The 26,348-nt window shown below is 61.9% G+C and carries 29 protein-coding genes, 2 pseudogenes and 1 CRISPR repeat array; of the genes and pseudogenes, 12 read left to right on the top strand and 19 right to left on the bottom strand.

The features are described 5' to 3' along the window. Positions 1–151 precede the first annotated feature (151 nt). Both Atro_RS23370 and Atro_RS23375 read left to right on the top strand, forming a co-directional pair. Positions 152–349, top strand: a complete 198-nt coding sequence (locus Atro_RS23370; protein ID WP_136889821.1) for a type II toxin-antitoxin system VapB family antitoxin — start codon at positions 152–154, stop codon at positions 347–349. After that, on the top strand, positions 349–729 hold the full coding sequence (locus Atro_RS23375) for a type II toxin-antitoxin system VapC family toxin (protein WP_136889820.1): 381 nt from the start codon (positions 349–351) through the stop codon (positions 727–729). The genes Atro_RS23370 and Atro_RS23375 overlap by 1 nt, the downstream gene beginning before the upstream one ends. Positions 730–839: 110 nt before the next feature. Here the strand turns inward: Atro_RS23375 and Atro_RS23380 are convergent, their stop codons facing one another. Next, a complete protein-coding gene (locus Atro_RS23380; protein WP_497927830.1) occupies positions 840–1,175 on the bottom strand; it encodes a hypothetical protein in 336 nt (111 codons plus the stop codon). A gap of 64 nt (positions 1,176–1,239) precedes the next feature. Between Atro_RS23380 and Atro_RS23385 the strand changes: the two are divergent. Beyond that, positions 1,240–1,620 (top strand): annotated as a pseudogene (locus Atro_RS23385) (STY4528 family pathogenicity island replication protein); the annotation flags it as partial. A gap of 51 nt (positions 1,621–1,671) precedes the next feature. Here the strand turns inward: Atro_RS23385 and Atro_RS23390 are convergent. From Atro_RS23390 to Atro_RS23400, 3 genes are all read right to left on the bottom strand, one after another. Continuing rightward, the gene (locus tag Atro_RS23390; protein ID WP_497927831.1) at positions 1,672–1,890 is read right to left on the bottom strand and encodes a hypothetical protein; all 219 of its coding nucleotides are present in this window, start codon (positions 1,888–1,890) and stop codon (positions 1,672–1,674) included. 191 nt (positions 1,891–2,081) lie between these two features. Continuing rightward, on the bottom strand, positions 2,082–2,429 hold the full coding sequence (locus tag Atro_RS23395; protein ID WP_497927832.1) for a hypothetical protein: 348 nt from the start codon (positions 2,427–2,429) through the stop codon (positions 2,082–2,084). After that, positions 2,426–3,364, bottom strand: coding sequence for a hypothetical protein (locus tag Atro_RS23400; protein WP_497927833.1), 939 nt, complete (start codon positions 3,362–3,364; stop codon positions 2,426–2,428). The genes Atro_RS23395 and Atro_RS23400 overlap by 4 nt, the downstream gene beginning before the upstream one ends. Before the next feature lie 711 nt (positions 3,365–4,075). Here Atro_RS23400 and Atro_RS23405 point away from each other — a divergent pair. From Atro_RS23405 to Atro_RS23440, 8 genes and pseudogenes are all read left to right on the top strand, one after another. Continuing rightward, complete coding sequence (locus Atro_RS23405; RefSeq protein ID WP_497928008.1) at positions 4,076–4,855, top strand: PFL_4669 family integrating conjugative element protein; 780 nt, start codon at positions 4,076–4,078, stop codon at positions 4,853–4,855. A 227-nt stretch (positions 4,856–5,082) separates the two neighbouring features. Further along, a pseudogene (locus Atro_RS23410) lies at positions 5,083–5,304 on the top strand (DUF3085 domain-containing protein); the annotation flags it as partial. Positions 5,305–5,537: 233 nt separating this feature from the next. Then, a complete protein-coding gene (locus Atro_RS23415) occupies positions 5,538–7,538 on the top strand; it encodes a SpvB/TcaC N-terminal domain-containing protein (protein WP_497927834.1) in 2,001 nt (666 codons plus the stop codon). Continuing rightward, on the top strand, positions 7,535–10,237 hold the full coding sequence (locus tag Atro_RS23420) for a hypothetical protein (protein ID WP_497927835.1): 2,703 nt from the start codon (positions 7,535–7,537) through the stop codon (positions 10,235–10,237). The genes Atro_RS23415 and Atro_RS23420 overlap by 4 nt, the downstream gene beginning before the upstream one ends. Then, positions 10,219–12,018 carry a hypothetical protein gene (locus Atro_RS23425; RefSeq protein ID WP_497927836.1) on the top strand — a complete coding sequence of 600 codons (1,800 nt, stop codon included), beginning with the start codon at positions 10,219–10,221 and terminating at the stop codon, positions 12,016–12,018. Before Atro_RS23420 ends, Atro_RS23425 begins: the two co-directional genes overlap by 19 nt. 431 nt (positions 12,019–12,449) lie before the next feature. Next, positions 12,450–13,835 carry a hypothetical protein gene (locus tag Atro_RS23430; protein WP_497927837.1) on the top strand — a complete coding sequence of 462 codons (1,386 nt, stop codon included), beginning with the start codon at positions 12,450–12,452 and terminating at the stop codon, positions 13,833–13,835. Between the two features lie 313 nt (positions 13,836–14,148). Beyond that, the gene (locus Atro_RS23435; protein WP_497927838.1) at positions 14,149–14,484 is read left to right on the top strand and encodes a hypothetical protein; all 336 of its coding nucleotides are present in this window, start codon (positions 14,149–14,151) and stop codon (positions 14,482–14,484) included. Positions 14,485–14,843: 359 nt separating this feature from the next. Further along, positions 14,844–14,969: a hypothetical protein gene (locus Atro_RS23440; protein WP_497927839.1), complete on the top strand. Its 126-nt coding sequence runs from the start codon at positions 14,844–14,846 to the stop codon at positions 14,967–14,969. Positions 14,970–15,091: 122 nt separating this feature from the next. Here the strand turns inward: Atro_RS23440 and Atro_RS23445 are convergent, their stop codons facing one another. The 13 genes from Atro_RS23445 to Atro_RS23505 form a co-directional block, all read right to left on the bottom strand. Beyond that, positions 15,092–15,364: an HU family DNA-binding protein gene (locus Atro_RS23445; protein WP_497927840.1), complete on the bottom strand. Its 273-nt coding sequence runs from the start codon at positions 15,362–15,364 to the stop codon at positions 15,092–15,094. Between the two features lie 562 nt (positions 15,365–15,926). After that, complete coding sequence (locus Atro_RS23450; protein WP_497927841.1) at positions 15,927–16,211, bottom strand: hypothetical protein; 285 nt, start codon at positions 16,209–16,211, stop codon at positions 15,927–15,929. A gap of 118 nt (positions 16,212–16,329) precedes the next feature. Next, the gene (locus tag Atro_RS23455) at positions 16,330–16,863 is read right to left on the bottom strand and encodes a hypothetical protein (RefSeq protein ID WP_497927842.1); all 534 of its coding nucleotides are present in this window, start codon (positions 16,861–16,863) and stop codon (positions 16,330–16,332) included. Continuing rightward, on the bottom strand, positions 16,860–17,303 hold the full coding sequence (locus Atro_RS23460) for a hypothetical protein (protein ID WP_497927843.1): 444 nt from the start codon (positions 17,301–17,303) through the stop codon (positions 16,860–16,862). The genes Atro_RS23455 and Atro_RS23460 overlap by 4 nt, the downstream gene beginning before the upstream one ends. A gap of 62 nt (positions 17,304–17,365) precedes the next feature. Beyond that, positions 17,366–17,719, bottom strand: coding sequence for a hypothetical protein (locus tag Atro_RS23465; protein ID WP_497927844.1), 354 nt, complete (start codon positions 17,717–17,719; stop codon positions 17,366–17,368). 156 nt (positions 17,720–17,875) lie between these two features. Beyond that, on the bottom strand, positions 17,876–18,016 hold the full coding sequence (locus tag Atro_RS23470) for a hypothetical protein (protein ID WP_497927845.1): 141 nt from the start codon (positions 18,014–18,016) through the stop codon (positions 17,876–17,878). Continuing rightward, positions 17,965–19,098 carry a tyrosine-type recombinase/integrase gene (locus Atro_RS23475; protein ID WP_497927846.1) on the bottom strand — a complete coding sequence of 378 codons (1,134 nt, stop codon included), beginning with the start codon at positions 19,096–19,098 and terminating at the stop codon, positions 17,965–17,967. Before Atro_RS23475 ends, Atro_RS23470 begins: the two co-directional genes overlap by 52 nt. A gap of 275 nt (positions 19,099–19,373) precedes the next feature. Further along, positions 19,374–19,835, bottom strand: coding sequence for a helix-turn-helix domain-containing protein (locus Atro_RS23480; protein WP_497927847.1), 462 nt, complete (start codon positions 19,833–19,835; stop codon positions 19,374–19,376). 507 nt (positions 19,836–20,342) lie between these two features. Continuing rightward, a complete protein-coding gene (gene cas2 / locus Atro_RS23485; protein WP_497927848.1) occupies positions 20,343–20,618 on the bottom strand; it encodes a CRISPR-associated endonuclease Cas2 in 276 nt (91 codons plus the stop codon). Further along, positions 20,615–21,403: a hypothetical protein gene (locus Atro_RS23490; RefSeq protein WP_497927849.1), complete on the bottom strand. Its 789-nt coding sequence runs from the start codon at positions 21,401–21,403 to the stop codon at positions 20,615–20,617. The genes cas2 and Atro_RS23490 overlap by 4 nt, the downstream gene beginning before the upstream one ends. Continuing rightward, positions 21,375–22,370 carry a CRISPR-associated endonuclease Cas1 gene (gene cas1, locus Atro_RS23495; RefSeq protein ID WP_497927850.1) on the bottom strand — a complete coding sequence of 332 codons (996 nt, stop codon included), beginning with the start codon at positions 22,368–22,370 and terminating at the stop codon, positions 21,375–21,377. Before cas1 ends, Atro_RS23490 begins: the two co-directional genes overlap by 29 nt. Positions 22,371–22,415: 45 nt before the next feature. Then, positions 22,416–22,700, bottom strand: a complete 285-nt coding sequence (locus Atro_RS23500; RefSeq protein WP_497927851.1) for a hypothetical protein — start codon at positions 22,698–22,700, stop codon at positions 22,416–22,418. A gap of 73 nt (positions 22,701–22,773) precedes the next feature. Then, complete coding sequence (locus Atro_RS23505) at positions 22,774–23,058, bottom strand: CRISPR-associated endonuclease Cas2 (RefSeq protein ID WP_497927852.1); 285 nt, start codon at positions 23,056–23,058, stop codon at positions 22,774–22,776. A gap of 167 nt (positions 23,059–23,225) precedes the next feature. After that, positions 23,226–23,741: a CRISPR direct-repeat array (repeat unit 36 nt; unit sequence GTCTTAATCCCTTATCAATCAGGGCTCGGTTCAAAC). Positions 23,742–23,908: 167 nt separating this feature from the next. Here Atro_RS23505 and Atro_RS23510 point away from each other — a divergent pair. Further along, positions 23,909–24,937: an IS5 family transposase gene (locus tag Atro_RS23510; RefSeq protein ID WP_497927853.1), complete on the top strand. Its 1,029-nt coding sequence runs from the start codon at positions 23,909–23,911 to the stop codon at positions 24,935–24,937. Between the two features lie 33 nt (positions 24,938–24,970). Here Atro_RS23510 and Atro_RS23515 read toward each other — a convergent pair whose 3' ends face one another. Next, positions 24,971–26,107, bottom strand: a complete 1,137-nt coding sequence (locus Atro_RS23515) for a WD40 repeat domain-containing protein (RefSeq protein WP_497927854.1) — start codon at positions 26,105–26,107, stop codon at positions 24,971–24,973. Continuing rightward, the gene (locus Atro_RS23520; RefSeq protein WP_497927855.1) at positions 26,108–26,317 is read right to left on the bottom strand and encodes a hypothetical protein; all 210 of its coding nucleotides are present in this window, start codon (positions 26,315–26,317) and stop codon (positions 26,108–26,110) included. Positions 26,318–26,348: the final 31 nt, after the last annotated feature.

Genomic DNA, 26,348 nt, shown 5'->3' on the forward strand with positions numbered 1-26,348 from the left:
AGGGGGAGGCTTCGCCACCCCGTCCCGCTCGGGGCGCCCCCCAAGAGCGCGCCACGACACGCCGGCTGGTTCTTCTTCCACCAAACGGGAGTCTTGCGCAGTCATCTATAATGATGAAAACTAGCATCAAATATGATGCAGAGAGGTGCCTATGAGAACCACTGTGACGATTGATGATGCCCTGTATGAGCAGGCGCTGGAAGTTGCCGACCCGGCTATGGACAAGGCGGACCTGTTCCGTGAAGCTATCAAAACCTTCGTGCGAGTTCAGTCCGCCAAGCGACTTGCCGCTCTTGGCGCAACCATGCCGGAAATGCAGGAGATTCCCCGCCGCCGCGAGGCCCAATAATGAAGGGGGTTCTTGTTGATACGTCGGTGTGGGTCGATCACTTCCGGCAGCGTAATGATGTGCTGGTCGAGCTGCTAGAACTTGACTTGGTGATGATACACCCCTTGATTCTGGGGGAGATCGCATGCGGTACACCGCCGAATCGGGTTCAAACGCTCGCTAATCTCGATAGATTGCAGCAGACCCAACAGGCCAGCGTGCGGGAGGTGATGGCATTCATCCAGCGCGAACGTCTGTATGGCTTGGGTTGTGGCCTAGTGGATATGCTTTTATTGGCATCCACCGTGATAACACCAGGGGTCGAGCTGTGGACGCTGGACAAGCGGCTCTGCGCATTGGCGGAGCGATTTAGCGTGATGCATCACCCCACCCTGCACTGAGATAGCAGCAGACTCTTGATAAAAGCCCCCACCGCTGCGAGGCAGTGGGGCTCTTTCTTAATCGTCTTGCTACTTGTGCCGTCGCAGCAGGTAGAGCATGGGAGATCTGCTCATCGCCTGCGCCTTTTACACCTGTCATGCCACGGCCTGAATAGATCGGCATCCTGACCCGGTGCAGACCCTGGCTCTGGGCGCACCGGCAGTACCGGCGCGATGGCGGACTCGATCTCTTGGTAGGAAAAGAATTCGTAGGCGAGCCCCACCAATTCGTCCGCATCAGCGGCCAGCGGGAAACCGTCCCCGTCGAGAATGGCCACGTCGGAGAAGATGCCGCTGCCGTTCAAGTGAGGGGCCTCGCGGCATATCCAGCCGTGCTCGACCTGCGATTGCCCTTCGGCCTCCCAGCGAATCCGCAGCGAGAATTTTCCCTCGGGAAGTTCGAGCACCGCATCGAGCGTGCCGTGGGCGAAGTCGCGGAGGGGATGGCCCTCGGCGCGTGAGCGCAGGACGTGTACAGTGCCGCGCGCGAGGGCCTTGCAGAACCTGCGGCTGCCCGAGCGTTTTCTGCGCTTGAAGGACGAGCAGCAGGCCGGCGCGCTCGTGGCGCTGCAGCAGGTGGACGAGGCGCAGCGGCAGGCCGTTCTCGACGAGTGGGCGGCGCGCTGTGGCGGCAGCACGGTGCGCAATCCCGCCGACTACCTGTTTGGCATCATCCAGAAGGCGCTGCGCGGGGAGTTCAAGGCGTGGGCGGGCACCGACGCAGCAGTGCTGCCCGCGCCGCGAGCTGCGGGGCCGGCGCCATCGTCGTCGCCTTCGGCTTCCCGCCCGGCCGACCCCGAGGTGGCGCGCGCCTACCTCGCACGGCTGGGTTCAGCCTTGCGCGATCCCTGAGCTATCCCCAGGGGATAGACTGAACAGGCCGCCTTCCGTGGGGTGATGCGGTCAGGTCGCCGCTTTGTCTTCTTCCGTTTCGCGCCAATAGGCGTAGTTGAACAGCGCATCCAGCTCCGTGAAGTCGTCCAGGCCCAACGACCGTCTGACCGTATCGGCATGCCCGCAGTACCTTGCGTAGCTTTCCGCGTTGACGTTCTGCTTGGTTGGATGCAGTGGGTAGTCTCGGATGCAGGTGAGCGCCAGTTCCGACACCGCGTTCTGGTTCATCACGGCGAACCGCTTGTTGTCCAGCGCGTGCAGTATCTCGGTCGGCAGATTGATGCCTGCTCCGGTGACGACGCCGGGATGTCCGTGAAGAACGGCGAAGTGAACAGGGGTGCAGCAAGTGAGATCATGGACATCATTCTTGGATGGTCACGACATACGGGTAGCCGCGGCAGCCCTGGCTTGGCTAACGATCACCCACGCAGCTCCTGATCAAGCGCACGACGCAACCGTATGCGCGCAATGCGCATGGAGGAAACCTTTGCAATGAAGCTGAAGGTCACGCCGAGCCCCATAGCGAGCAGTGCCGTGCGCCACCACCCCAAAGAACCGATCATGCCGTATCCGATGGCCAAACCGATGCCAACGAGCAGGCCAACCGTTGCCTGCACGCAGCCGCACTCCTGATACAAGGTGCCAAGGCGGGCATGTAGGTCCTCGTTCTCGCGCTCCGTGAGGTCTGGGATTTCGAAGCGCACATGCGGCTCGTGCGAGGTAAGAAGTTTTGGCAGCTCAGCTCGATTTCGAATGATCAGTGTCATAGGTACGTCACATGGCGGGAGGCACGAAAGATGGCCTTCTCCCAACGCGTCAAGCCGCACCGTCGAACTCCCCCTGCATCCCTCAGAGGGGTCATCAGTCTATCGGGGGCAGATGAGTGCCAGATCAGATTGCAGGCATGTCCGATCTCGTGGGCCAAAGTGGATATGTTTCCCAGCCGAATGTCTGACGTAAGCAGCATTGGATCTGCAATTGTCGTTTCCGAGTCCTGAAACTGCACCACGATCCAGTCGGTCAGCGGTCCTAGAGAGCATCCCGTTGTGGTTCCTTCAAAGCGCCGGGTGGTAAAGGCGACAATGGGGGCACCATAGGTGAGCAGGCGTCGGGCGCCGCCCCAGAAAGAGTAGAACGTCATCTCTTGATTGAGGTCGGCGCCAACGGTGCTCAGGCCTTTACCGAACATGCAGGCCTCACAGCACAGATCCAACAGTCGATCCGAAACGGGGCGTCCATCAATGATGTAGTCGCGACTTGCCACTTCACGGTCCTCGAATGAGGACTGGTATTGCGTGTAACGAACCGGAATCACTCGCGTATTGGCTTGCTCGGCGAAAACGTTGATGGCGCATTGAACGGCGCGCAGCAGGACCGCGTCATTCGTTACGATGGGACCGCCCCGGCCATCGCGGAGGTGAATGATGGCTAGGCGCAGCTTCTTCTCCGGCATGATCCCAACAAGCGTTAAGCCAATGTCCGGGAGGCTCAAGATGGCGTTCCAGATGGCCGAGGCTACGCCAACAACCCATGTGAGCAGCGGCCCCAGTCCTGGAATGGAAGTGATCACGCCCCAAACGAAGGCCGCCGCGCTCCACGCCCAGCCAAGCGCCGCCTCAATGGCGCTGACGAACACGCCCACGAGGCTGCTGATGGCATCGATCAACTGACAGAAGACGGCCGGTGTCACGGCCCAGGCCACGCAGACTGTCTCCTTCACAGTCGACCAGGCTACACAGACAACGTTCGAGATCCACTCCCAGGCGATGCACACCACGTTGACGACCCACCAGAAAGCCTTACAGAACCAACTGCAGGGCGCCCAGTCACAACAGCGTTTGTAGCGGTCCTCACGCGTCTGCACACACTCGTTGTAACCCTCGTCCCGTTCTTCGACGCACTCGGTACGCTCTCGCGTCGCCTCTCGGGCGCACTTTCGGCGCTCTGCTGTAGAGCCTTCTCCGCAAGTAGACATGTCCGCTCCTTGCCGCGTCCGTAGGGGTTTATGGTAACAGGCTTCGGCAGGTGAGAGGTTGCGCCGTTCGAGGCCGAGGTCTTCGTGAAGGCCACCAGGCATTCCAGGCGTTCCGCCCGCTTCAGCAGCTCCTCGAGCACGTGACCGTGCCCGTGCTCTTCCCCGTTCAGCAGCAACTGAACGGCTTTCCCATCCTGCATGTTTCCCCCTCGTTCTTCTGCGCAGCAACCCCAGGTGTGCTGCGCCGCCAGTCATTGTCATGGTTCACGCCCCGACATCAAGCCACGATGGCTCAAGACCTATCCCCAGGGGATAGCTGGCACAGGCAGCCTTCCATTGACGGACAAACCGGGCGCGGGCTGGATGCGGTTTGATGACTGACGGCCTTCCGGCCGATCACGATGCTGGCGGCTCGTCCCTTTACCGCGAGTCGTCCTCATAGCCAACGAACCCCTGCAACTGAATCTCGGGTCGCTGCGCAGCGCGATGTCGCTGACGCTGCACACGCACCACGCTTCGCGCATCTGGCACGGCCGTGCGCCTACCGAGGGGCGCCCCGGCATCATCGGACTCAATGGCTTCATCAGTGCGATGAACAAGATGAAGCGCGGTTCCGAGCAGGATGACCCGTACTCGGACTGGTGGATGCTGAGGGTCGAGGACAAGCTCGCCGACACCAAGACCCGCCTGCAGACCCTGCGCGAACAGGTGGACCAAGCCCTGGCCGATGTGCCTCCGGCGCTGTCGCTGGGCGAGAACATGAATGTGCAGCCTGTGAAGCTGCCGCTGTTCGTGAATGCACAGCTCGATTTCATGGCGGTGTACCTGCTGGCCGACTACGACGACCTGGCGCGCAAACTCATCCTGGCGCACCACACGGCGCTGATCGACCGCAGCACCTTGGAGCGCTGGCTCAATGATGGTGCGCACGCGCTGCGTAGCCTGTTCTCGCTGGCCCAGCAGTACCGCTACTCGGGCACGACGCGCGACGACTTCGCGGCGAAGAACGCCGCGGCGCGAGCGGCGTTGGAGAAGTTCGGTGAGCTGCCGCAGGACGTGCTGGAAGGCACGCGCCGCTCGCGCTTCGCGCCACCGATCGCGCGGCGGACGACCAAGCCCGGCACGCCGCCTGCTGCGCCCGCCATCGAGCCCTATGCGCCGACTCACACGGATGGCGCAGCCAACCCAGCGACGGGTAATGAGGGTGCTGACGCATGACGGCATCGCCCCCCATCAGCCACTCCACGCGCTTCGTGGCTATCTTCATGGCTCCATCCTCTCAAAGGTTGGAGTCTCCGGGAAACCCGGGGCGGTTCAACGGGAGCTGGAGACGCATCCGCGTGCAGCGCCTGTCGGGTCGCAAGGCTGTCCGGCACTGACCTCCCAGCAGCTTCTCGCCCTCGCGGCGGGAAGCCTCTCTTCCTGCCTCCCTGGAGATCACACCCATGACTGTTCGATTCAAAGGCACGGAGCTGCGGCCCGTGCTCGCCGAAGCGGTGGCGAATCAATGCCGCGTCATCCTGGTCAAGGATCAGGGCGTGTACTTCCTGGCCGAACGCGGTGAGCGCCGGCCCGATGGTCGGCAGAAGACCATCGCCTATGCCGTGGGCTGCAACCCGGATGTCGATGCCTTCGATGACTGGTGGGAATTGGCGCGCGCCGAGTTTGACACCAGCAGATGGATCCGCCATACATATTGGGGATGGCGCCCGGCTCCATTCGTGGTCGACTGACTGGTAGGTCAATTGGCTAGGCCGCCTTGCAACGGTACTGCGCCCGAGTCGCTGCAGAGCGTCCCGGCACTCCAAGGAAGAAGATCTCTGTGGTGCGTTCAGCGTCCATTGATGGAAGTGCCGAGACCCGCCCGACGCGGGGGTCGACAGGCGGGTCCTCTTTCAGCGTGGTGCCTTCAGTCGCGTTGCCCAAGGGCGGCGGGGCCATCCGCGGCATCGGTGAGAAGTTCGCCGCCAACCCGGTTACCGGCACCGGCTCGATGTCGGTGCCCATCGCCACCAGCCCAGGGCGTTCGGGCTTCGAGCCCCAGCTATCGCTGTCCTACGACTCCGGTGCCGGCAACGGTCCGTTCGAGTTCGGTTGGAGCCTCTCGCTGCCGTCGATCACGCTCAAGACCGACAAAGGCATTCCGCAGTATCCCGACGCTGTCGATTCCGGTCCCTTCGTCCTCTCGGGTGCGGAGGACCTGGTGCCCGTGCTGGTGAAGGATGGCAGCGGCAACTGGAAGCCCGAGGCGCCTCCTCGAGCGCGGACTATCGATGGCGAGACCTACCTTGTCCGCCGCTACCGCCCGCGCACCGAGGGACTGTTCGCGCGGATCGAGCGCTGGTCAAACACCTCCGATGCCGTCGACGTGTTCTGGCGTTCGATCTCCAGGGAGAACATCACCACCTGGTACGGCAGGACGCCCAACAGCCGCATCGCCGATCCCTTTGACGCGACGCGCATCTTCAGTTGGCTAATCTGTGAGAGCCACGATGACAAGGGGAATGTGGTCACCTATGGCTACAAACCCAAGGACTCGAAGCGGATCTTCGAAAACGCGAATGGCAACCCCGTTGCCAAAGCCCACGAGCGCAATCGCGCCGACGATGCGCGTGGTGCCCAGCGTTACCTCAAGCGCATCCGCTACGGCAACCGCTCGCCGCACTTCCCCACGCTGAAGGCCGACGATGTATGGCCCGAACCACCGGCCCCTCCTTGGCCGAAGGCCCCGTCGACGCAGCCACCTGACGGCAGCAACGACTGGATGTTCGAAGTCATCTTCGACTACGGCGACCATGACGCCAACGCGCCGACAACCAACGACAGGGGCATCTGGCCCGCGCGCCTGGATCCGTTCTCGTCCTATCGCGCCGGCTTCGAAGTACGCACCTACAGGACCTGCCAGCGCGTCCTGATGTTCCATCACTTTCCGGGCGAAGCCGGTGTAGAGCGCAACTGTCTCGTGCGCTCGACGGACTTCACCTACTCTGACGAGGTCAATCCCACCGATGCTCGCAACCTCGTCTACACCTTCCTAAAGGCCGTCACGCAGACCGGCTATCGCCGTAACAACGGCGGCTACGACAGCCGCAACCTGCCGCCAGTGGAGTTCGAATACACCGAGCCCATCGTGCAGGAGGCCCTCGAGGAGGTAGATCCCGCAAGCCTGGAGAACCTGTGGAGAGGAACGGCCCCGTTTTGTGATGGGGAGTGCCTACCAGGGGAGGAGCGAATCGGCGTCAGCGACTTTGGCGACGGCGGCTATTGCGTTACTGGGCACAAGGTGCTCTGCCGCAATAGCACCACTCAGTGGCGTTCCACTATGACAAAGAGCACGTGTTACGGCGTTGTCCTGATCTGCGAAAACGGATACCGGGAATCACTCAACCAAGTGTGGCACAACTGTGCGACGTACGGGTGCAGCGTTTGCTTCTTTTCCGGCAGTGACGAATCGCAAAGGCCAACACCACAGTCGATCGGCGGTTCCGGTTCGCATCGAAGCGGCGTTTGCAGATCCGGGTTTGTCTGGCGGGAAGCTATCAAGGGCGATCATGTCTGCGTAACACCGAGTGCGCGAGATCAAGCCGCTGCCAACAACGCACAGGCCAAGTCCAGAGTTCAGCCCAGTACCAATGCCTCTGACGCATGCAAGCCGGAGTTTGTTTGGCGCGAGGTCGTCCCTGCGGACCATGCCTGCGTGACTCCAGGCACTCGCGCACAGACTGCGAAAGATAACTCGTTTGCTGTGTGCCTTTTCTGGCTGGATGCGAACGACGTTCCTTTGGCAGCCGATCCTGCCAATTGCAGCCCTGAGCAGCGGTTCGCAGCCGGTCGGTGGGATAGGCACGCCGGCGGCCCCATTGAAGCGGGACCCTGCCCAGGGAGACTTGCATGCGAGTGAGTCGACTTGCGGCTTCGGCGCTTTGTGCTGCGAGCACATTAGCGACGGCTCTTTACGCGCCTGTGTCTGCAGCATTGCCGGAATTCCACAACTATCAAGTCCCCTTAGGCACGCCGCAGGCCGACTTCACCGCCGCATTCAATTCCATAAAAGATCGCCGGCAGGCCGTGATCGATTGGAATGCCTGCGCCGAAGAAGTGGAGTTTCTGGCTCAGGAAGGAAAGCGCAAGTTCGATGAAGGCTCAGAGGAGCACAACAAGAGAGAAGGTGGAATCTATCATCTCGTGCTGGCCAAGGTCCTCTGGCTGACGAACCGAACCGAGGCCAGATGCGAACAAACGCTGCGTGTCTATGCCGAGCACGTGGCCGCATACGCGGGTTGGCCGTTGACGACGAAGGAGGGGCTCAACCATATCGACGCGCAGATCGGCCGATGGCCGGCACACGCGGGATTCGACGACGGCGACGGCCGCGCGCTTCTCAACGCAGCTTTCGATCGTCGCTTCGGCGGTGAGTGCAAGGACAGCCTGAAGAGCGTGACGAAAGTGACGCTTCCGGATCAGGTGGTCGCGTACGACCTCACGTTTTCCGTGACGCGAGCCTGCATGATTGAAGAGGTCAATCGGGCGCTTCTGTCTCGGGTGCAGGTCGGTCACCCTGGCACCGATGCATTGCCTTGTCGCGTCGTGGGCAAGGCCGGGAAAGGCGACTGGGACATGGCGGTCATCAGTCTGCTGCGCATCGTCAACAGCGATACCAACACCCGATTCCCGGTTCTGAGACAGGAGACCAAGGATCACATTTTCAACAACCTGCTCACCATCAGCGGGGACCTTGAACCGGAGAGCTATGGGCTTTTTCAATGCGGCAACACAGAGCGCGACACCGGTTCAGCCCAGGATCGCGCGGATGAACGTGCGTTCTACAACGACGGCAACTTCTTCGATGATCTGGGGGATCTGTTTGACTGGTTCATGAACTTCTTTCTGGTGGCCGGCATCGTGGTCGCCGGTCTGCTGTTTCTCTATGGCCCGGGACTCGCGGCATTGGCAGCAGCAGTCGCGACCGCGGGTGCCGTTACTATGAGCCTGGCGCAGTTTCGAATCCCGGAGACTGAAAATCATCTACTGATGATCAATACCTCGCGATTTCTGACCAACCAGATGATCATCAACTCGCTTGCTGACAAGGACGACAAGGAGTGGTTTGAAGAGGATCAGGAAGAGATCCGCGAGTGGCTGCTACAGCGCATGCAGCGCATTACGAGCGAGGATTTTATCGAGTACAATTCCAAGCCCTATCAGCGCCTGAGTATTGCCGCGATCCTGAACATCTACGACTTCGCGGATCCCGACGAGGTCAAGTTGCGAAGGGCCGCCAACATTGTGCTTGATTTCGCCTCCGCCAAGTACGCGGCCGGCAGCAACCAGGCTCGACGACTGGTGCCGTTTCGCCGGTTGATGGAAGTCAATCGCCACGAAATATGGGGCCCTTCCGATGAGGGGCTGGTGCCCCGACGGCTGTTCGAACTCGGTGATGGGAGCGACGCTCAGGCGGCGGCCATGCTCTTCTTCACAGGCCAGTTGCATCAGCTGCCGAGGAAGATGCCCGCCGCCGAAACCCGGTTTGCCTCACGCGGCAGCGTCGGGCAAATGATGTGGCAGGCCTCCTCCAAGTACGTTCCGGATTCCGTGATCCTTGATCTCGCAATCAACAAGCAGGTCCCTTACGAGCAGCGCATTCGCCATGATGGCGTGGAGATCTACTCAAGCGGCAAAGGCTACCTCATCACCGCCGGGGGCATCAGAACCGACTATGCGTATGGCGCCTTGCTAACGCCCATACAGATTCCGACAGGTGTCCCTTTCAACGTGTTCTTGAAGAATTCCGACCGCGGGGCCGCAGTACCGACCACGCTCATGGCCGCTTCGAATGAGATGGCCGTCAGACGAGAGGACTTCTTGCGCATCGAAGGACCGCTCATCGAGTGGAACCATGAAGATCGCGATGAGGACTTCTCCATCAATGCGCAGTGCGAGCTGGATCCCGCCAAGGCGCGGGAAAGCGGGTGTAAGCGCAACGTGACGCATGACTTCAATGTCTGTGTTCGCAAGGGATTTGCGTGCGGCACTCACATCCGCGTGCCGCCCGGCATCGAAGATACCTGCTTGGACGCACCGGCCGGCGCTCCATCCGAGTGGAAGTTCATCAACTCGGAGTCCTGCCCGGCATATCAAGGTGCCCCACCCTTCTACGTCGTGTTGTTCCGGCGAGCCTGCCCTGCGAATGAGGAGTACTGCAAGGGCGAATGGGGGTTTTTCGAGGTGGTCGACAAGCCTGCCGGCATGAGCTTCCAGCAGTTCATGGAGCAGACCATCGCGCGCAATCCGCTGTCCCTCCTGCCCTTGGCAGACAGCATGGTTGGAAACTATCGCAGCTGGCGCAATGAGCGACTTCAGTTCTCTGCACTGGGCAATGATGAGGACAGCGACAGCACCGGCATCACCGGCGTGAATGACATCGATGATGATTTTGTCGAGGGACTGGGCGACATCGACGATTGGCCCCTGGCCGCCGGCGATGCCCTTACGGCCGATGGTCAAGGCCGGCTGACGATCCGCTCACCGGCCTGGACGACACGGCGTATCGAAATCGATTTCACTGACTGGGAGAACCCCAAATGGCAGGTGATCCCGTGAGAGTGCTTCTGGCTCTCGTGGCTGTTTCAGCCCTGCTCGGGGAGCCCGCGCAGGCGGGCGGTACTGTTGATCTCTGCGAGAAGGACGTGCAGCCGCAGCCGCCAGGGAAAATCAATCTAGCCAACGCAGTGTCAACCGGGGGTGTGGTGACCATCCGTTGTGCACCCGGCACCGTGCTGCAGATTACGCAGACACATCAACTCAGTCGGCCGGTACAAATTTTCGGCAACGGCGTCATCCTCGATGCCCGCGATACCACCGCCTTCTTCGAAGCTGACGCGAGTGCATCGCGCATCGAGTTGCATTCACTGACGCTTCGAAACGGGCCCTCTTCCTTCGGAACTTTCGGGCTCGGTGTGCAATTCGGCGGCGCGATCTTCGGGCCGGTCAAATTAATACTGGAGGATGTCAAAGTCGAGCGCACGAAAGCGCCAATTGCGGTAAATGACATCATCGTCCGCGGCGGGCGCTTTTCAGACAACACCGGTCCTGTGATTCGCGCTTTCAATGCACACATTTCCGCCGATGCCAAGTTCGTAGACAACGATGGCGCACCGCTTACACCTCCAGCGATTTCCTCAGTGCCTGGTGTGGACGGTCTCGCCCGAGGCGGGACTGCCAGGATTGAAGATACTGAAGTCGCTGGGAACGCCGCTATTGTGTGGCGCGGGCGGATCGAGATCGTTCGCTCAACGTTCAGCAATAACGGCAGAGAGACGATGAACGGCGGAGCGCTTTGGTATGACGGTGAGGGGATCGTCGAGAAGTCCAAATTCATCAACAACAACGCAGCCAGCGGAGGTGCCATTGCGCTCGAGGCCGGAACGCTTTCGGTACGGCGAGGCACGTTCACGGGAAACAAGGCTGTCGACAGCGGCGGAGCTATCTCCGTCGGGGTCACGCGTCCGAACACACCCGAACCGCAGGCATCGCATCTCGCGATCAGTTATTCGACCTTCGAGCGCAACTCCTCCCCTTCCGGAGGTGCAGTGATCTTGGCATTTCGCATGCAGGGCCAAAACTCGATGCTCGGCAAGGCGGTCAAGTTCGCATCGAACAATGCGAGCGGAATCGGTGGTGCGATCGCAAGCCTGGACGGGAACGTGAGACTGCAGCGAGCCGTCTTCATCGCCAACCGCGCCGGTTCCCGGGGCGGGGCGATAGGCGCTCATGGGCTCAGAAGGGATCGCACTGAGCTCGGGAGCAGTTTGATCGTACGAAACGAAGCGCCTGCAGGAGGTGGTTTCATTGGAGCTCGACTTGATCTCGTGAACACGACGCTCGCAGATAACAAGGGCGGCGGTGTTCGCATGATTCCCTTGACGACTAGCATGGAGTCGCAGCAGCGGGGCGAACTGCGCCTGAAGAATGTGATTCTGCTGAACAACGCAGGAGGCAATTGCCCGCCTGCAGCCGACAATGCGACGACGCTGGATTTAGGCAACAACATCCAGTTCCCCGACACGGGCTGCGGCGCCGGCCTTGCCAGCGTCGATCCCGAACTCGACTTCATGTACGTTCCGACCCACCGCAGCCCAGCGCGCCTCGCCGGAGACAACGACGCATGCATTCAGCATCCGCTGGTTGCTGGGCGCGATGTGTACGGTGAGTCACGGCCCGAGGGTGAACGATGCACGATCGGCGCGGTTGAAGGTGACTTGGAACGACATGTCCTGGCCGAAGTGCGCCGCCCACGCGAAAGCGCCATGCCACAGGTTCTGAAGGAGCTTCTCGCCACACTGGGCATCAAGCGCTATTCACAAGAACGCCAGGGACGATAGGACCTGTGACCATCTCAGACCAAGACGTGCAGCCACAGGACCTGCCATCAGTGGCGGGTGTTCCCAGTCAAGGGGGGCGGGGCTGCCTTAGCGAGCTCGCGCCTTCGCACATGGTGGCTCCGGGGTTCCGGGGCGGTTCACTCTGATGAGCGCAGCGAGGAAATGCCGCAGTTCGACCCTTTTCCCGAGTGCGTCTAGCAGGCCGCGCTCCAGCGCAGCCGGGCACCATATGGCGGGATGGTGCAATCCCCGGTGCAGGTCCTGCTTCTGCATCCGGGCCACGCGCTGCGTGATCTTCCCGGACCATCCGCAACGCGTGCGCTTGGCCGGGCATATGTGGCCATTCGACGAATAGTGGCTGGTCTTGGCAGCTTGCGCTATACCGCGTCGCCGACTATCTTGCAGCGGACTGAGCTTACGGAGGTCAGCAAGTGAAGTTCTCCTTCCAACTTCTCGACATCCTCTGCAAGAGCACGTTGTCAACCGAGGACAGCGACTGGGGTGCCGCTGACGGCATCCGCGTCTACCTTCTCGCAGTCACGAGCGGCGGTGATCACCGTGTGCTGGTGAGCGGCCGCGAGTTGCCGCCCCCGGACGCTGCCGACAACTACATGTTCGTGCCGGGAAAGAAACTGGATCTGAAGAACTTCCCGCCCCACAACGCGTCGACTTGGACGGTTGGACCGCTTGAGATCGATCTCGACAAGCACGACGTTCGCATCGCGATCATTGGCATCAATGAAGGCCTTCCCTACATCGCAGGCGGAGGTGGATTCGGTACTGGTGGAAAGGCTACTCTTAAGACTTTTGAGGAAATTGCCAAGAAGGCCGCAGAGGAAGCGGCCGAAAAGGTGGCACACGGTGCGGGGATCGCAGGCGCAAGCGTGTTTGCCGCTGCTTGGGTGGTGTTCGAGGGGCTCATTGAGCACCTGAACCACTCTGAGGACTGCCGTGGCGTTGCGTTTCTCTATGACATCGAGTGGAACGCATCGAAGCTCCTTCGTGAGCACCTGGTCGCAAAGCACACTACGCACAGACTGGGGAGCGGTGACGCGCAAAGCACGCTGTCCATCGTCGAGAAGATGAAGCTCTCCGCTGATTGCGGAACGCCGGAGTACGAGGTTGGCTTCAGGATTTCGAGGGTCGACGACCTGCGTATGGACGTCGATGATGTACCTGGGCCGCCCCGGCAGGGAGAGCGCACGCCCGTGGCTGTGCGCGTTGAGAAGTGTCGGCCGAGCTCTCCGGACTTGGTGATGCTGACGTGGCCAGTCTTTGTGGATCGAACTATCACCCTCACTCCAAGTCAATACCCATCCACATACAAGGCGACTTGGTACGTCGACGACGTCGAGCTTGATCGCACAGACGGCACTATTGGGCTGACGAAGCCTGGGGACGTCTTCGTTGGCGACAGCCCCACGCTGCACGCCGTCGAGGTCGGGTACGAACGGATCACCCGACAAGGTGTCGAAAACCTCGTGCTCAAGACGAAAGGCGAGCACGGCAACTACCGCCTTGAAGTCAAGCTTAGGCTGAATTTCACAGGCGTGTTCCCCATTCGGCCCGATCCGTGGGAGGACTTTTGCCCAACCGTCGTATGGGTGAATGGGGTCTCCCCGGATGGCAACGACGCATGGTGGAGCTACATGCGCTGTGTGATCCGCGAGACCGTCAAGGAAAGGTTGGTCAACTACATCCCGGTCGACTGGAAGCCGGAGAAGCCGAAGCCCGTAGAGATCGCAGTTCTAGAGCGGCAGGTGACACAAATGGTGCTGCCACAGGTGCTCGCTCAGCATCTCAAGCAGCGTGAGTAGCAGTCGTGATGACGGAGTGAGCCCCCCACGGTTGCTCCGACTACTCTTGCGGAAGGTCTTCAAATGGGTTTGCTCGCACCTCGGCGTTCAGGCGCTTGGGCGGTGAAGTGCGGCTGGCGCAGGCAGGTAGCCTCAAGGCTTGCGCTGGTGACGGCCTGGATGAGTTGGTCGAGGGGGATAGTCATGGGGCCTCCGTGTTGGCGCCCAGACTACGCCCAAGGCGCAGCAACCCAAGCGGGCCGGTGAGCTTCGATAGGGATTTCGCCGGCCCGTAGTAGGGTGAGGGGGATCGATATGCCATGGAGAGCGACCGATGACCGAGGAAATGCTTGCCGCCTGGTACACCCTCAATGCTGCTGCGCGCCTGCAAAGCATGCCGGCCAGCAAGCTCACTGCTGCGCTGGAGGAGCTGGAGAGCGCGCGCCTTGTGTTCCGTGCGCTGGTCGAGGCCTCCTTGCCCAAGCCTCCGGCCGAGAAGTCGCCGCGGCACGCCCACGACTACGAGGACGCGCCGGCGTGGGCCACGCACATCCTGGAGGGCTTCCCGAGCGACGGGATCTACGTCTATGCCCGGCGCGGGACCGGGACGGCCAGTGCTATCGGGGCAGCCCGCACGAACGACACACGACGATCAGCTCGTTCGCCATGATCGGCGATGGCGCGGATGGGGACGAGGAGGACTGTGGTTGGCAGGTGGTATCGGCGCGTGGACAAGCTGAACCGATAGGCGAGCGCCAGCCTGATCCGTCCTGAGAAACGCAGAAGAAAATTTCTCCCTGCTGGCGCTTGGGTTTTCCGAGAAGGCCCTGAGCATGGTCGGAGGTAGTTGGAGGAATCACCATAGCCACAGGACGAACCTCGAAACATTCTCTGCGGTACGGAACCTCTTTCAAGCGCAAGCCAGGGCTCGGTCGCTACAACGCCACTCGTGCAGAGTGGAAGGCGGCCTATCGCGCTGCGCGGATCGCCATCGGCCAAGGAGCAGAACCTGATCCCGCAACCGATGGCGTGCTCTGGAAAGCGCAGCTGGTCGTTGCCTATGAGCGCAACGGACATGGCGACCGCCTGGAGCAGCCGGCCAGCGTCAAGCTGGCAGCGAAGCGGCTGATCGACGAGATCGTAGGCGCAGTGTGACTCGCCCGATCAGAAGCATTTATGTGTTCCGACAAGTCCAGCCGATATTTTTTGCTCGATTCGATAGGGCGCGAGCACCGACGCCCTATCGGCGTGCCGACTTGCCGGTCACGCTGTTTCGATCATTTGAGGGCGTCTTTCAGGCCCTTGCCCGGCTTGAAGCCCGGCAGCTTGGCGGCATCGATCTGGATCGCGGCCCCCGTCTGCGGATTGCGACCTTCTCGGGCAGCGCGCTCCTTCACGGTAAAGGTGCCGAACCCTACCAGGGAGACATCGTTGCCCTGTTGCAGGGCCGTAGTGACGCTGGCGGTGAAAGCCTCCAGAGCGCGGGCAGCCGTGGCTTTGGGCAGGTCGGTGGCGGTCGAGATGGCGTCGATGAGTTCGGCTTTGTTCATGGCATGGTCCATGGCAGGGATGTGAAGCTCCAAAGAGCGGGGCACGGGGTGATTAGGTGGGGGTTATTCGGAAACTTGGCGCACCTCCAGCACGGCCCAGACTTCCCATCCTTTGCTGCGCACAATCTTTTCGGCCTCGAGTTGGGCTTCCAGCGTGCTGAGTGAACGGGAGCGATGCTCGAAGCGAAAGGTGGGACCGCCGCTGCGCTTGCGAACGCTCAGTTCTACCCGGATGTAGGAGGGACGCTGTTTGGGTTGGCGGGGACGGATTTGGCCGGCACAAGCCCCAAGGCTTCGCGCATTTCGGCTTCGAGACGCTGTTGTATATCCAAGGGGCATGTCCGTTGCGGTTTCCTTGAGAAGGACCATTATCCGTAAGCCGGTTCTGGGCGCCAAGTTCGAATCGTTCCTGACTTCGAGCCTCCGAGGCGTAACCGACCCCCAAGGCGGATAGCCAGGGGCATGGATTCAGGCCAGCAAGTAAGCAATGAAGTGCTTGCTCGTTGATGCGTTGATGCGTTGATGGAGTATGCCTCAACACCCACGCAGCCGATGCTGTTGCTCAGGTTCCACTGGGATCTGCGTCAGCAGCCTTCTCGGGGCAATACAGGCGGTACACGCCATCCAGCGTCTCGAGGATCTCGTGCACCAAGGCGGCGAACTCTTCCTGGCTAATCCGGCCCATGTGCTTCAGGGCGCGGGCATAGCCCTGCAGGAAAGCCGCGGAGTCTTCGGCAAGCTCGACAAGGCGCGAAGGCTCTGGGTTGGTGGAGTTGAGGCCGCGCAGGTGGCGAACACGGAGTGCCAGCTCGCCATTCTCGATGGAGGCTATGTTGTCCAGATTCATGGCTGGCTTGGCTCCTTTCGTTGTCGTGTTGGTAGAGGGGGCGAGCGTTGGCGCTCATGTTAGGCGAGTCGGGGCTGTCCTGCATCCTGCTCGCAGTCGCCCCATCACCGAGGAGCCGTCATCCGTGAGAGCTGGGTTGGCTTGCGCCATCAAGGTCCAGTCGCTTGATCTCGGCCAGAGTCAATGCCCCTGCCTTGACGAGGGCGCGGCGGGCGTCGCCTGGCTTCCACCATTCCAGAATCCAGGGCCAGGTATGACTGGGGTCGGTACTACGGAGACCGAGCGCCTGGCGCTGAGCGAACAGCGCATAGCAGGCTGCCGCGGCCGGAAGCTCGCCGTGGTCTTGTTGGCGATCGTGCTCCGGCGAAAAGCCTTCCACCTCAATCTGCCGGCGGCGCTCGGCAAGCACCTCGCGAGCGGCGGTGCTCAGTTCGGTCTGCTGCTCACCAATGCTCGATCCCGTGTGCCGTTCCAGCACCCGCAGGGCTACTTCGGTTGATCGACAATCGCCATGATCTTCTCCTTCTGAATTGCCTTTTGGACTGGTGATACCAATACGCGAGAGATGGCTCCGGATGTGGCCTTTTCCGGCTGGATTCTGGCTTGAAAGGGTGGAGGCGGGGCCGGTAAGCACCGGCCCGTAGGGGATCACTCGAAAGCGGTTTGGACTTGTGCCTGCGCCAGGATCTTCTGGCGTATCCGTTGGGTTTGAGCCTCGGCGGCGGCCGTCCGGGCCGCCAATGCGCCGTTTAGCTGGTCGACGAAATAGGCTAGGTTGGAGGGGGTTTTCGGTCCCCAGAAGGCGTGCCATCGGGCTTTGCATTGCGCTTTCAGCTCGGGCGACAGCGCGTAGTAATCCTTGCGAACCTTGCGCCACTGCCGTGCATAGAGATCACGCATCCGCTGCACGCTGCGCCGGTTCCGCTGGTCCCGGAGCCGTTTTTCTTCGCCCCAGGAGTGCTGCTCCTGGGCGATCTGCTCGGCGAACAGCGGCATGGACTGCTGCTCGCGGGCCAGCTTGCGATTGAAGGCGGCTTCCTTGCGGGAGGTGTAGGTGATCGCCTCGTGACGCTCGGTGCGCTTGAACTGCATGACGGGTTTCCTCGACGTTGAACGGGCTTCTGCTGACGGGATGGCTCGGTGGTGGGTGCCCGTCACCGGTCGGTCGTCAGGGGCACTTCCCCCAGCACGCACCAGGCGATTTCGTCGTAATCGCTGCTCAGACGGCCGATGATCGCACTTTCCCACTCGTCCGAATCGGGAATGCAGAGGCCGTCCTCGTTGGTGAGGCGCAGTACGCTTCCGTCCGGCAGGGTCAGGTCCAGCGCCCTGCAGTCGCCGCCGGTCCAGACCTCCTCGAAGCCATAGGCGGCCACGGGGTCCACCTCGAAACGGCCGCAGGGGGAAAGGGAGGGATTGCGGATTTCGACGCCCTCGTGCTGGAACGCCAGCAGGGCAGGATCGTAGGGGGCGTTCTGGTTCAGACCGGATTCGGTGATCAGGTACATGGTTTTGCTCCTCGTGATTGGCAGCGACCTGCTGCAGGCCTTCAGGCTGCCATGGTCACGGGAGAACCCAAATCGGGCGCGATGGGCGGCCGGCAGGTGGTCGGGTGCTGCTGGCGCTCGAGCCGTGGAGCCTGCTGCCAGCGGGAAAGATTGTCCTCACTCGCCGCCGGCGGACTCCGATACCGCAAGCGCCTTGAACACCACCTCGCGTTCGAAGGTGCCCAGGAAGGCCGACCACTCCTCCATCAGCGCCCGGCGCTTGTCCAGCAGGTCGCCACGGTTGTAGGCCGCCTCCACCTTGCTCTCCAGCGTGTGTGCCAGCGCCATCTCGCAGACCTCGCGCGGATGGTTGGTCTGCTCGGCGGCCCAGGTCCGGAAGGTCGAGCGAAAGCCATGGGGCACGCAATTCTCGGCCCCGGCGGCATCGAGCACGCGGCGCAGGGCGTTGCCCGGGAGGGGCCGCTGCGTCGGGCATTGAGGAAAACAAACTCCCGGTGATTTCCCTCTACCTGATCCAGAACCTCGAGCATGGCCTCGGTGAGCGGTACCCGGTGAGCACGCTTGGCCTTCATCCGCTGCGCCGGGATGGTCCAGATCCGGGCCTCCCGATCGAACTCCTCCCAGCGGGCGCCGCACACTTCGCCGCTGCGGGTCGCCGTGAGGATCAGCAGTTCACAGGCACGGGCGGCCGGGTTCGCCATCCGGTCGAGTTTGTGCAGCAGCGCCGGTACCTGCTCGGCCGGCAGGGCGGGGAAGGGCAGGGTGCTGCGCTTGTGACGCGGCAGGAGCTTGTCGAGGTGTCCGCGCCAGCGCGCCGGGTTTTCCCCCGTGCGCAGCTGGCGGGCCTTGGCGGCATCGAGGATCAGCTCGATGCGGTTGCGCACCCGGGTGGCGGTGACCGGCACCGTCGACCAGAGCGGGATCAGGACCTCCAGCACCTGGTCGGTGTCGACCTGCTCCACCGGCAGCTCGCCGATCCGGGGATAGACATGGGTGTTCAGGCTGTTGCGCCACTGTACGGCATGCCGTGGGCTCCAGGACGGGGCGTGGGTGCGCAGGAACAGCTCGGCCTCGGTCTTGAAGGTCGTGCCCTTGCGCCGCTTCGCCCGCGCCTCGTGCTGCAACTGGTGACGCTTGCCGAGCGGGTCGATGCCTTGGGCCAATTCCAGGCGCGCTTTATCCGCGGCCAGTCGGGCATCGCGCAGCGAGACCGCCGGGAAGGAACCCAGCCCCATGTCGCGGCGGCCGCTCTGGAAGCTGTAGCGGAACACCCAGCTCTTCGTCCCGCCGGCGGTGACCTTCAGGAACAGGCCCCGGCCGTCCTGGTAGGTCCCGGGGGCGCTCGTCTCCTTGACGAATTTCGGCGTCAGTTTGCTCATAGGGGGTCAACCGGGTGGGGGAGCGATGGCATCGCTGGAAGGAATTCGCAAGGGGGAAATTACCGGTGGCTGGCGCAGATCGAAGCATACTGTACGCAGAGTTTCTATCCTCGTACAAATCACCTACAGGCCGCATAAATTGGAGATTCTATCAGTCACCTGCAGGACAGTCCCACAGCTTCCCCCACGGTGGGATTCCCCCATCGGGGCCGGCCTGCTGGCGCGAGCCAGGCACCCAACCAGGAGAAGGAGCCGGTTCACGCCGGCCTCTTCGGTCAATGGGACGAGCGCTTGCCGAGGGCTCGGCCGATGCGAAACGCCACCCAGGCCCAGTACTCGAGCACCGTGTCATCCTCGCCGATCGAGAACGCCCAGGTCGTTTTCTTGAACAGCGGATGTTCGTTTTTTCCGGCCTGACAATACTTTTCCTCCAACTGTTCGGCACTCAGATTGGCCTCTTCCAAGTACGGGGTAATTAACTCGGCCTCGCTCGGAAGTTTCTTTTCGCCGATGCGGAAGGCCAGCCAGGCCGGATTGACTTGGATGAATCTGGCAATCTTTTCAACATCGGAAAGAATGGGCTGAGTTATTCCGCTGGCATAGTCAGCGAGCACCTGCTCAGGAATACCTGTGCCTACCGAAATATCATGCCGGCTATGGCCAGATCCATAAAGACAGGACTTCAGTCGATTGGCAAAACCGAAGCTGGTGCAACTACTGATAATAAGGTGAGGCACTTTGAAATCCTCGCTGTCCGTGCGAGTTTCATTTTCAGGGGTTAAGAGGAAAACCCAAATTTCCCTATTTGGACAGCCCCAGAAGTAATTATTAAATTGCGGGTTTGATGGGAGGCGTTGCTCATATGCGGATTTCCAGTTTGGTGGATGGCTTCAGCCTCTCACTCACCACTGCCGGAAAGTCTTAATCCCTTATCAAACAGGGCTCAATTCAAACTAAATGGACATCGCAATTGACACCCCGGACGTGTCTTAATCCCTTATCAAACAGGGCTCAATTCAAACCTTGTACCGCAGCAAATTCCGATCGTGGTGGGTCTTAATCCCTTATCAAACAGGGCTCAATTCAAACCCCCCTGGCAAATTTTATCCTTTACAATCAATATGTTGCAAAGGGGGTTGCCGGGAATTCGGCGTTTCGAAAAGTTGCTCATTTTTTAAGCAGCCTGGCATCGGTTTCGGCCGCCACGGAGTCTGCCCTGATGCTGCGTGGCGAGCAAGGGAGGCTTACGGCAAGGCGAGGATTTCATGGGGCAGCACGGCTTCGCCGAGGCGACCGATGCTCTGCGGGTCGCGCAGGCGGTAGACGCGCACGTCGTCCTCGGTGGCGTCGATCAGCCGGGCGATGCGCAGGATCAGGGCCTCGAGCTCGCCCCGCGTGGCGGTCAGCACGAACACCGAGTACTGGTAGGGCACGGCGACCTTGCAGCAGGTGCGGAAGACCCGCCCCAGGCGGCGCGGGTCGCGGATGTCGTAGCACAGCAGGTAGGTGGCGGGGGTCATGGGCGATGGGCCTCCAGCGGGGCGTCCTGAAAGAGCGCGGTGCGTTCCAGTTGCTGTTCGAGCAGGCGCAGGGCGCGCTCGATGCGCAGCTCCATGCCCCAGCCCTGCCAGGCGCGTAGCAGGTTGGCGTGCGGGGAGCCGTCCGCACGGTGGCCCTCGTCGCTCCAGTATTCGAGCAGCTTCAGTTGCGCCAGGTTGACCAGCGGCTGTTCCAGCGCATCCACCAGTTGGCCGACCGGCTGGCTGAACAGGGTCAGCCGGCGGGCCAGCAGGGCGTCCTCGATGGCGTTGCGGGCCAGGGTGTGCAGCGCCGGTTGATGCTGGCGCAACTGTCCGCGCAGACCGAGGCGGGCGGCGAGCTGGCCGGTGAGGTTGACCAGCCGCTGCCGGCGCAGGGCCGGCGTGCCGTGGCGCATGCCCAGCTCGGCATACCAGTGGGCCAGCAGGTTGTCGTGCCAGTCCTGCCAGGCCTGCTGCAGATCGGGGTCGCAGTCCTTCGCCTCCAGCCAGTGATGTAGCGGGGAGGGCAGGCCGCCGGGATGCAGCAGCTGGGCGACCAGCCTGCCGCTGGCGGCCAGGAAGCTCACCGGGATGCCTTCGCCGGCGCACCACAGCAGGGTGGCGAAATGCGGCGCCGGGTCGCCGCTGCAGAGGATGCGGCTGAGGCGGCGCAGAGGGAGCCATTGTTCGCTGCGCCCGCGCAGGGCCAGGCGCAGGGCCGGGCCGTCGCGGCGCAGGCTGGCCACCCGGTCCAGCTCAATCAGCAGGGTCCGCCGGGTACTCATCGTTCAAGCCCTCGGGTAGTTGCAGGGGAAGCGCCAGCAGTTCTTCGGCCCAGGCGCTCGCGGTCTGGCGCATGCCCTTGCGCCATTCCCGCGCCTGGATTTCCCAGGCGGGGTAGAAGAGCTGGCGGCCCTGCTTGTCCAGCAGGCAGATGCCGGGCTGGGGTTGGCTGAAGTGTTCGGGGCGCAGCTGGCGCTCGCGCAGCAGTTCCCAGACCCAGGCGTCGACGGAGCAGCGCCACAGCTCGACCAGGTCGCAGGCCAGGGATTCGCGCGACCAGGCCGGCCGGTGCAGGAAGCCCAGCGACGGGTCCAGGCCGGCGCCGCACAGGGCGCGTACGGCATCGCCGTGGAGCATGCTGTAGGCCAGCGACAGCAGGGCATTGACCGGGTCCGGCGGCGGGCGGCGCTGGCGGCGGACGAAGCCCCAGGCGGGCGCCACGACGGCGGCGAGGCCGGAAAAGTAGGCCGCCGCCGCGGCACCTTCGATGCCGAGCAGGGCCGCACGGCTGTCGGTGTCGCGGCTGCTTTCCAGCAGTTCGCGCAGTTGCCGGGCGGCGCGGTGCAGGGTCAGGCGCTGGTCCGGACGGGCCGCCTGCCAGCGGCGCAGCTGGCGCCACTGGCGATACAGCTTGGCGCGCACCAGGCGGCGCGCCGCTCCGGTCAGCCAGGCCTCGTCCAGGCTCAGGGCGTACTGGCGGACCCGGCGCATGGCGTGGCCGTGGCGGTAGGGTTCGGTGAGGGTGACGGCCTGCTGGCCGCGCCCCTGCAGCAGTACCAGGCGTATGCCATGCTTGGTCAGGGCCTGCAGCACCCGGCTGGAGAACTCGGTGTTGGCGCCGATGGTCACGGACTCCAGCTGCATCAGGGGCAGGCTGGCGGCGCGCGGGGTATCCGGCACGTGGATGAGCAGGCGGCCGGCATCCACGTCGAGGCGGGTGTCGCGGCGGTCGATGTAAAGCTGGCGCATGGGATTCTCCTTGCTGAGGCGTGGTGGCGGGCCTGCCGGCGGCCGTCAGGGGGCGAGCTTCACGCTTTGCGTGCCCTTGGGAACGGGATGCCAGATCCTCTGTGCCTCGCCCGCGGCGAGGCGGCCGGTGGGGATGGCGATTTTCCGGCCGTCCGCCAGGAGAGGGATCTCCCTGCCTTCGATATCCCGGTCCGAGCAGTTGTAGGCGGTGGCCGAGATCCAGGCGTCGCGGCTGGTTTCGACGAGGCGCAAGTTGCGCAGGCCGACGCCTTCGCAGTCGGCGCGGGCGGCGGAGGAGGCCAGGGCCAGGGCGACAAGCAGTCTTTTCATCTGGGGGCGAGGGTCCTGTGTCGGGGGATGAGTGCTTTCCGCCTGCGGGCGGGAGTCCATTGCCGGCTGCCGTTCAGCCGACGTAGTAGAACTCCGGATCGCTGGGCGGCACGGCGATGCCGAGGGTGCAGACGCTGGCCTCGGCCGGCAGCGGCGCGATGAGGAAGCGGTCTTCGCCCAGGTCCATGGTGCCGGCCATGCGTTCGAGCAGTTCCTGGCGTTCGGCGGCGCTCAGGTAGCACTCGAACACCGACTTCTGCCCGCCGCAGGCGTAGTCCTTGAGGATGTGCAGGCAGCGGCGCAGCCGGCGCGGCTCGCGGATGTCGTAGGCGGCGATGAACAACTGGCGCTGGCTCATGGCGGTGGCTCCGTGGTGCGTGCCGAAAGCATGCCTGCGCGGAGGAGGAGGGAGCGGGGTGACAAGCTTGTCAGGCAGGAGGGGGAGGATCGTCCCGCGGGGCGGCGTATTTCTTATGGACTGGGGCCGGACAGACCGACAATAAAAAGCCCGGCATGTGCCGGGCTGGATGGGTCCCTTATCAGGCAGGGCTCGGTTCAAACGCGAAATGTGCGGCCGCTGCTTGCGGAGGTAGAGTCTTAATCCCTTATCAATCAGGGCTCGGTTCAAACTCCATGGAAGTTCGAGATAAAACCCAGGACATTTGTCTTAATCCCTTATCAATCAGGGCTCGGTTCAAACGTAGCGCTGGTGTTTCACCGCAGGAACCTCATGGGTCTTAATCCCTTATCAATCAGGGCTCGGTTCAAACGCAGCATGTCCAAATGCGCGATCCGTACGCGTCTTAATCCCTTATCAATCAGGGCTCGGTTCAAACTTACTACCGGGTCAGTAAGACGGCAGGTAGTAGGTCTTAATCCCTTATCAATCAGGGCTCGGTTCAAACCGAGTTTGCTGGACTGATCGAGGACTTTTCCTGTCTTAATCCCTTATCAATCAGGGCTCGGTTCAAACAGTACCATCACCCACAGGAGCAACACCAGTAGGTCTTAATCCCTTATCAATCAGGGCTCGGTTCAAACAGTCTCGCCGATTTTCACCTTTCGAATCAATAGCTTGCAAGGGGGGTTGGCGGAAATTCCGGGTTTCGAAAAGTTGTCCATTTTTTGATCAGTTCTCGGGCGGTTTTCGGCCAGCCATTGGGCACCTCTAAAAACCAGCCCGGCCGCCGGGTAAGATCATCCGCCTGTTGATCACCCGGAGCCTGCTGATGTTCAGTCTGTTTGCCGACCAGGAGCGAGAAGCCAAGCTCGATAGCCTGGGCGATCCACTGGCTCTACTGGACAAGCATGTGGACTTTGTCGCCCTGGCAGCCGAGATCGACCGCAGAACTCCTCGCCCCAGCCGCGCCAAGGGCGGTCGGCCTCCCTATCCAACAGAGCTGATGACGCGCCTGCTGGTGCTCCAGCAGTTGTTCAACCTGTCCGACGAGCAGATGGAGTTCCAACTGCTCGACCGCATGAGTTTCCAGCGTTTTGCCGGGTTGAAAAACTCCGGCCGAGTTCCGGACCGCAACACGATCTGGGTCTTTCGCGAGCGCCTGGTACAGGCCAACGTCGAGCACCAGATCTTTGCCGAGGTGCAGCGCCAGTTGCAGGAGCACGGCTTCCGGGCCCGCGAGGGGCAGATCATCGATGCCAGCATTATCCGGGCACCGATCCAGCACAACACGGCCGATGAGCAGGCCATGGTGAAAGAGCAGGCCGTACCGGTCGAATGGTCGCCCGCCAAGCGCCGGCAAAAGGATGTCGAGGCGCGCTGGACGAAGAAACACGGCAAGTCGTACTTCGGCTACAAGCTGTCGGTCAGCGTGGATCGCCGGCACAAGCTGATTCGCTGCGTCCGGGTAAGCGATGCCAGCGAGGCCGATACCCAGCATTTGGTGGATGTGCTCGACCGAAGCAATAGCAGCCGGGAGTTCTGGGCGGATCGCGGGTATCACGACAGACCCCGGGAGCGCTGGCTCCAACTGATCGGCTGGAGGCCATCTATCCAGCGCAAGGGCCAGGCCGGCAAGCCGATCGGTGAACGGGGCAAGGCACGAAACAAACGCATAGCCAGTCCCCGAGCCCGGGTCGAACATGTCTTTGCCAGCCTGGCCCAGATGGGCGGCAAGGCCGTTCGCAGCATCGGCCTGGCACGGGCTGAGTTTGGTCTGACGCTCAAATCGGCGGTGTACAACCTGAAAAGGATGAGCAGTCTGCTGGAAATGGCCTGATCCAGGCCTTTGGCCGGGCTGCCTCGGGCCGCTTTACCGTGTGAGCGTCGAGCCTGACGGGTAGCTCTGCTGCGAACACGAGCGTATTTCATCGCTCAGCGTGATTCGGAGGGCGGTTTTTAGAGGTGCCCTGAAGTCGTAAGTAGCGTTGTCGGGGTTATAGCTCTGTCCAGCCAGCAGGATCTTGCCGTCCGGTTGCAGGGCCAGGCTATTGACTTGGGCGTAGCCTTTCCCGAGAGCGAAGCTGGCCTTGCCGTCGCTACCGAAGCTGGCATCGAGACTGCCGTTGGCATTCAGTCGAGCCACGCTGAATTCGGTGTCATAGTCAGGGTTATAGCTCCGTCCGGCCACCAGGATCTTGCCGTCGGGCTGCACGAGCAGGCTATTGCCGAAATCGTCGTTCCCATCGATATCGGCGGTGGCCTCGCCACCACTACCGAAGCTGGTATCGAGCGTGCCGTCGGCGTTCAGCTGGATCACGCTGAGGTCGAAATAGGTGCTGTTCTCGGAATAGTCATAGCTGGATCCCGCCATCAGGATCTTGCCGTCGGGCAGTACGGTCACGCTATGGCCCTGGTCGTCGCTATATCCGAGCTCGAAGATGGCCTTGCCATCGCTGCCGAAGCTGGTGTCGAGGGTGCCGTCGGCGTTCAGCCGGATTACGCCGAAGTTGTCATCGCTGCCGTTATCGCTCCGTCCAGTCACCAGGATCTTGCCGTCGGGCTGCATGGCCATGCTATAGACGTAATCATCCCTCCCGAGATCGAAGGTAGCCTTGCCGTCGCTGCCGAAGCTGGTATCGAGACTGCCGTCGGTATTCAGCCGGATTACGCTGAAGTCGCCATTACTGCTGCCGCTCAGCAGGATCTTGCCGTCGGGCAGCACGGTCAGGCTACGGCCTTGGTTGCTTCCTCCGATATCGACGATGGCCTTGCCGTCGCTATCGAGGCTGGTATCGAGAGTGCCGTCAGCATTCAGCCGGGCCACGCTGAAGTCATCATTACTGCTGACGGGGTTATAGCTCTGTCCGGCCAGCAGGATCTTGCCGTCCGGTTGTAAGGCCAAGTCATAATTGAGATCGCTATGCCCTGCTATGTCTATCAGCATCTTGCCTGTGGCTGTGCGGGACGTAGGGCTTGGCGCGTCATTGCTTGGTGTCGAGGTTTCCATTCAACGATCCTTTTGGGTTTCGGGGTATTTTAGCGAGCGTTTTAGAGGCGATCCGCTGCCACTTTGTTGCAGGCAGAGGGAAAAGAACAAAGCTTTAAACGGCAAGAGCCAAGAGACCTTGTGAGCCGAATGCTTTTTGTGGTGCTCTGCAGGATGTGTATGTAAGTCGGTAAGTGCCTCGGTATTGTTCAAACGGCCTTTGTTGCTCATGGCAAAAGCCTGATTCGGCATTGGGCTTCCG

The sequence above is a fragment of the Azotobacter tropicalis genome (assembly GCF_059739045.1).

Bases quoted from the DNA above. Each gene is read 5' to 3' on its own strand.
- Atro_RS23425 (WP_497927836.1), top strand. From the start codon at position 10,219: ATGGCAGGTGATCCCGTGAGAGTGCTTCTGGCTCTCGTGGCTGTTTCA.
- Atro_RS23520 (WP_497927855.1), bottom strand. From the start codon at position 26,317: ATGAGCAACAAAGGCCGTTTGAACAATACCGAGGCACTTACCGACTTA.
- Atro_RS23505 (WP_497927852.1), bottom strand. From the start codon at position 23,058: ATGAGCCAGCGCCAGTTGTTCATCGCCGCCTACGACATCCGCGAGCCG.
- Atro_RS23375 (WP_136889820.1), top strand. From the start codon at position 349: ATGAAGGGGGTTCTTGTTGATACGTCGGTGTGGGTCGATCACTTCCGG.
- Atro_RS23445 (WP_497927840.1), bottom strand. From the start codon at position 15,364: ATGAACAAAGCCGAACTCATCGACGCCATCTCGACCGCCACCGACCTG.
- Atro_RS23490 (WP_497927849.1), bottom strand. From the start codon at position 21,403: ATGAGTACCCGGCGGACCCTGCTGATTGAGCTGGACCGGGTGGCCAGC.
- Atro_RS23390 (WP_497927831.1), bottom strand. From the start codon at position 1,890: ATGAACCAGAACGCGGTGTCGGAACTGGCGCTCACCTGCATCCGAGAC.
- Atro_RS23395 (WP_497927832.1), bottom strand. From the start codon at position 2,429: ATGACACTGATCATTCGAAATCGAGCTGAGCTGCCAAAACTTCTTACC.
- Atro_RS23465 (WP_497927844.1), bottom strand. From the start codon at position 17,719: ATGTACCTGATCACCGAATCCGGTCTGAACCAGAACGCCCCCTACGAT.
- Atro_RS23450 (WP_497927841.1), bottom strand. From the start codon at position 16,211: ATGAATCTGGACAACATAGCCTCCATCGAGAATGGCGAGCTGGCACTC.
- Atro_RS23475 (WP_497927846.1), bottom strand. From the start codon at position 19,098: ATGAGCAAACTGACGCCGAAATTCGTCAAGGAGACGAGCGCCCCCGGG.
- Atro_RS23500 (WP_497927851.1), bottom strand. From the start codon at position 22,700: ATGAAAAGACTGCTTGTCGCCCTGGCCCTGGCCTCCTCCGCCGCCCGC.
- Atro_RS23435 (WP_497927838.1), top strand. From the start codon at position 14,149: ATGACCGAGGAAATGCTTGCCGCCTGGTACACCCTCAATGCTGCTGCG.
- cas2 (WP_497927848.1), bottom strand. From the start codon at position 20,618: ATGACCCCCGCCACCTACCTGCTGTGCTACGACATCCGCGACCCGCGC.
- Atro_RS23515 (WP_497927854.1), bottom strand. From the start codon at position 26,107: ATGGAAACCTCGACACCAAGCAATGACGCGCCAAGCCCTACGTCCCGC.
- Atro_RS23460 (WP_497927843.1), bottom strand. From the start codon at position 17,303: ATGCAGTTCAAGCGCACCGAGCGTCACGAGGCGATCACCTACACCTCC.
- Atro_RS23370 (WP_136889821.1), top strand. From the start codon at position 152: ATGAGAACCACTGTGACGATTGATGATGCCCTGTATGAGCAGGCGCTG.
- cas1 (WP_497927850.1), bottom strand. From the start codon at position 22,370: ATGCGCCAGCTTTACATCGACCGCCGCGACACCCGCCTCGACGTGGAT.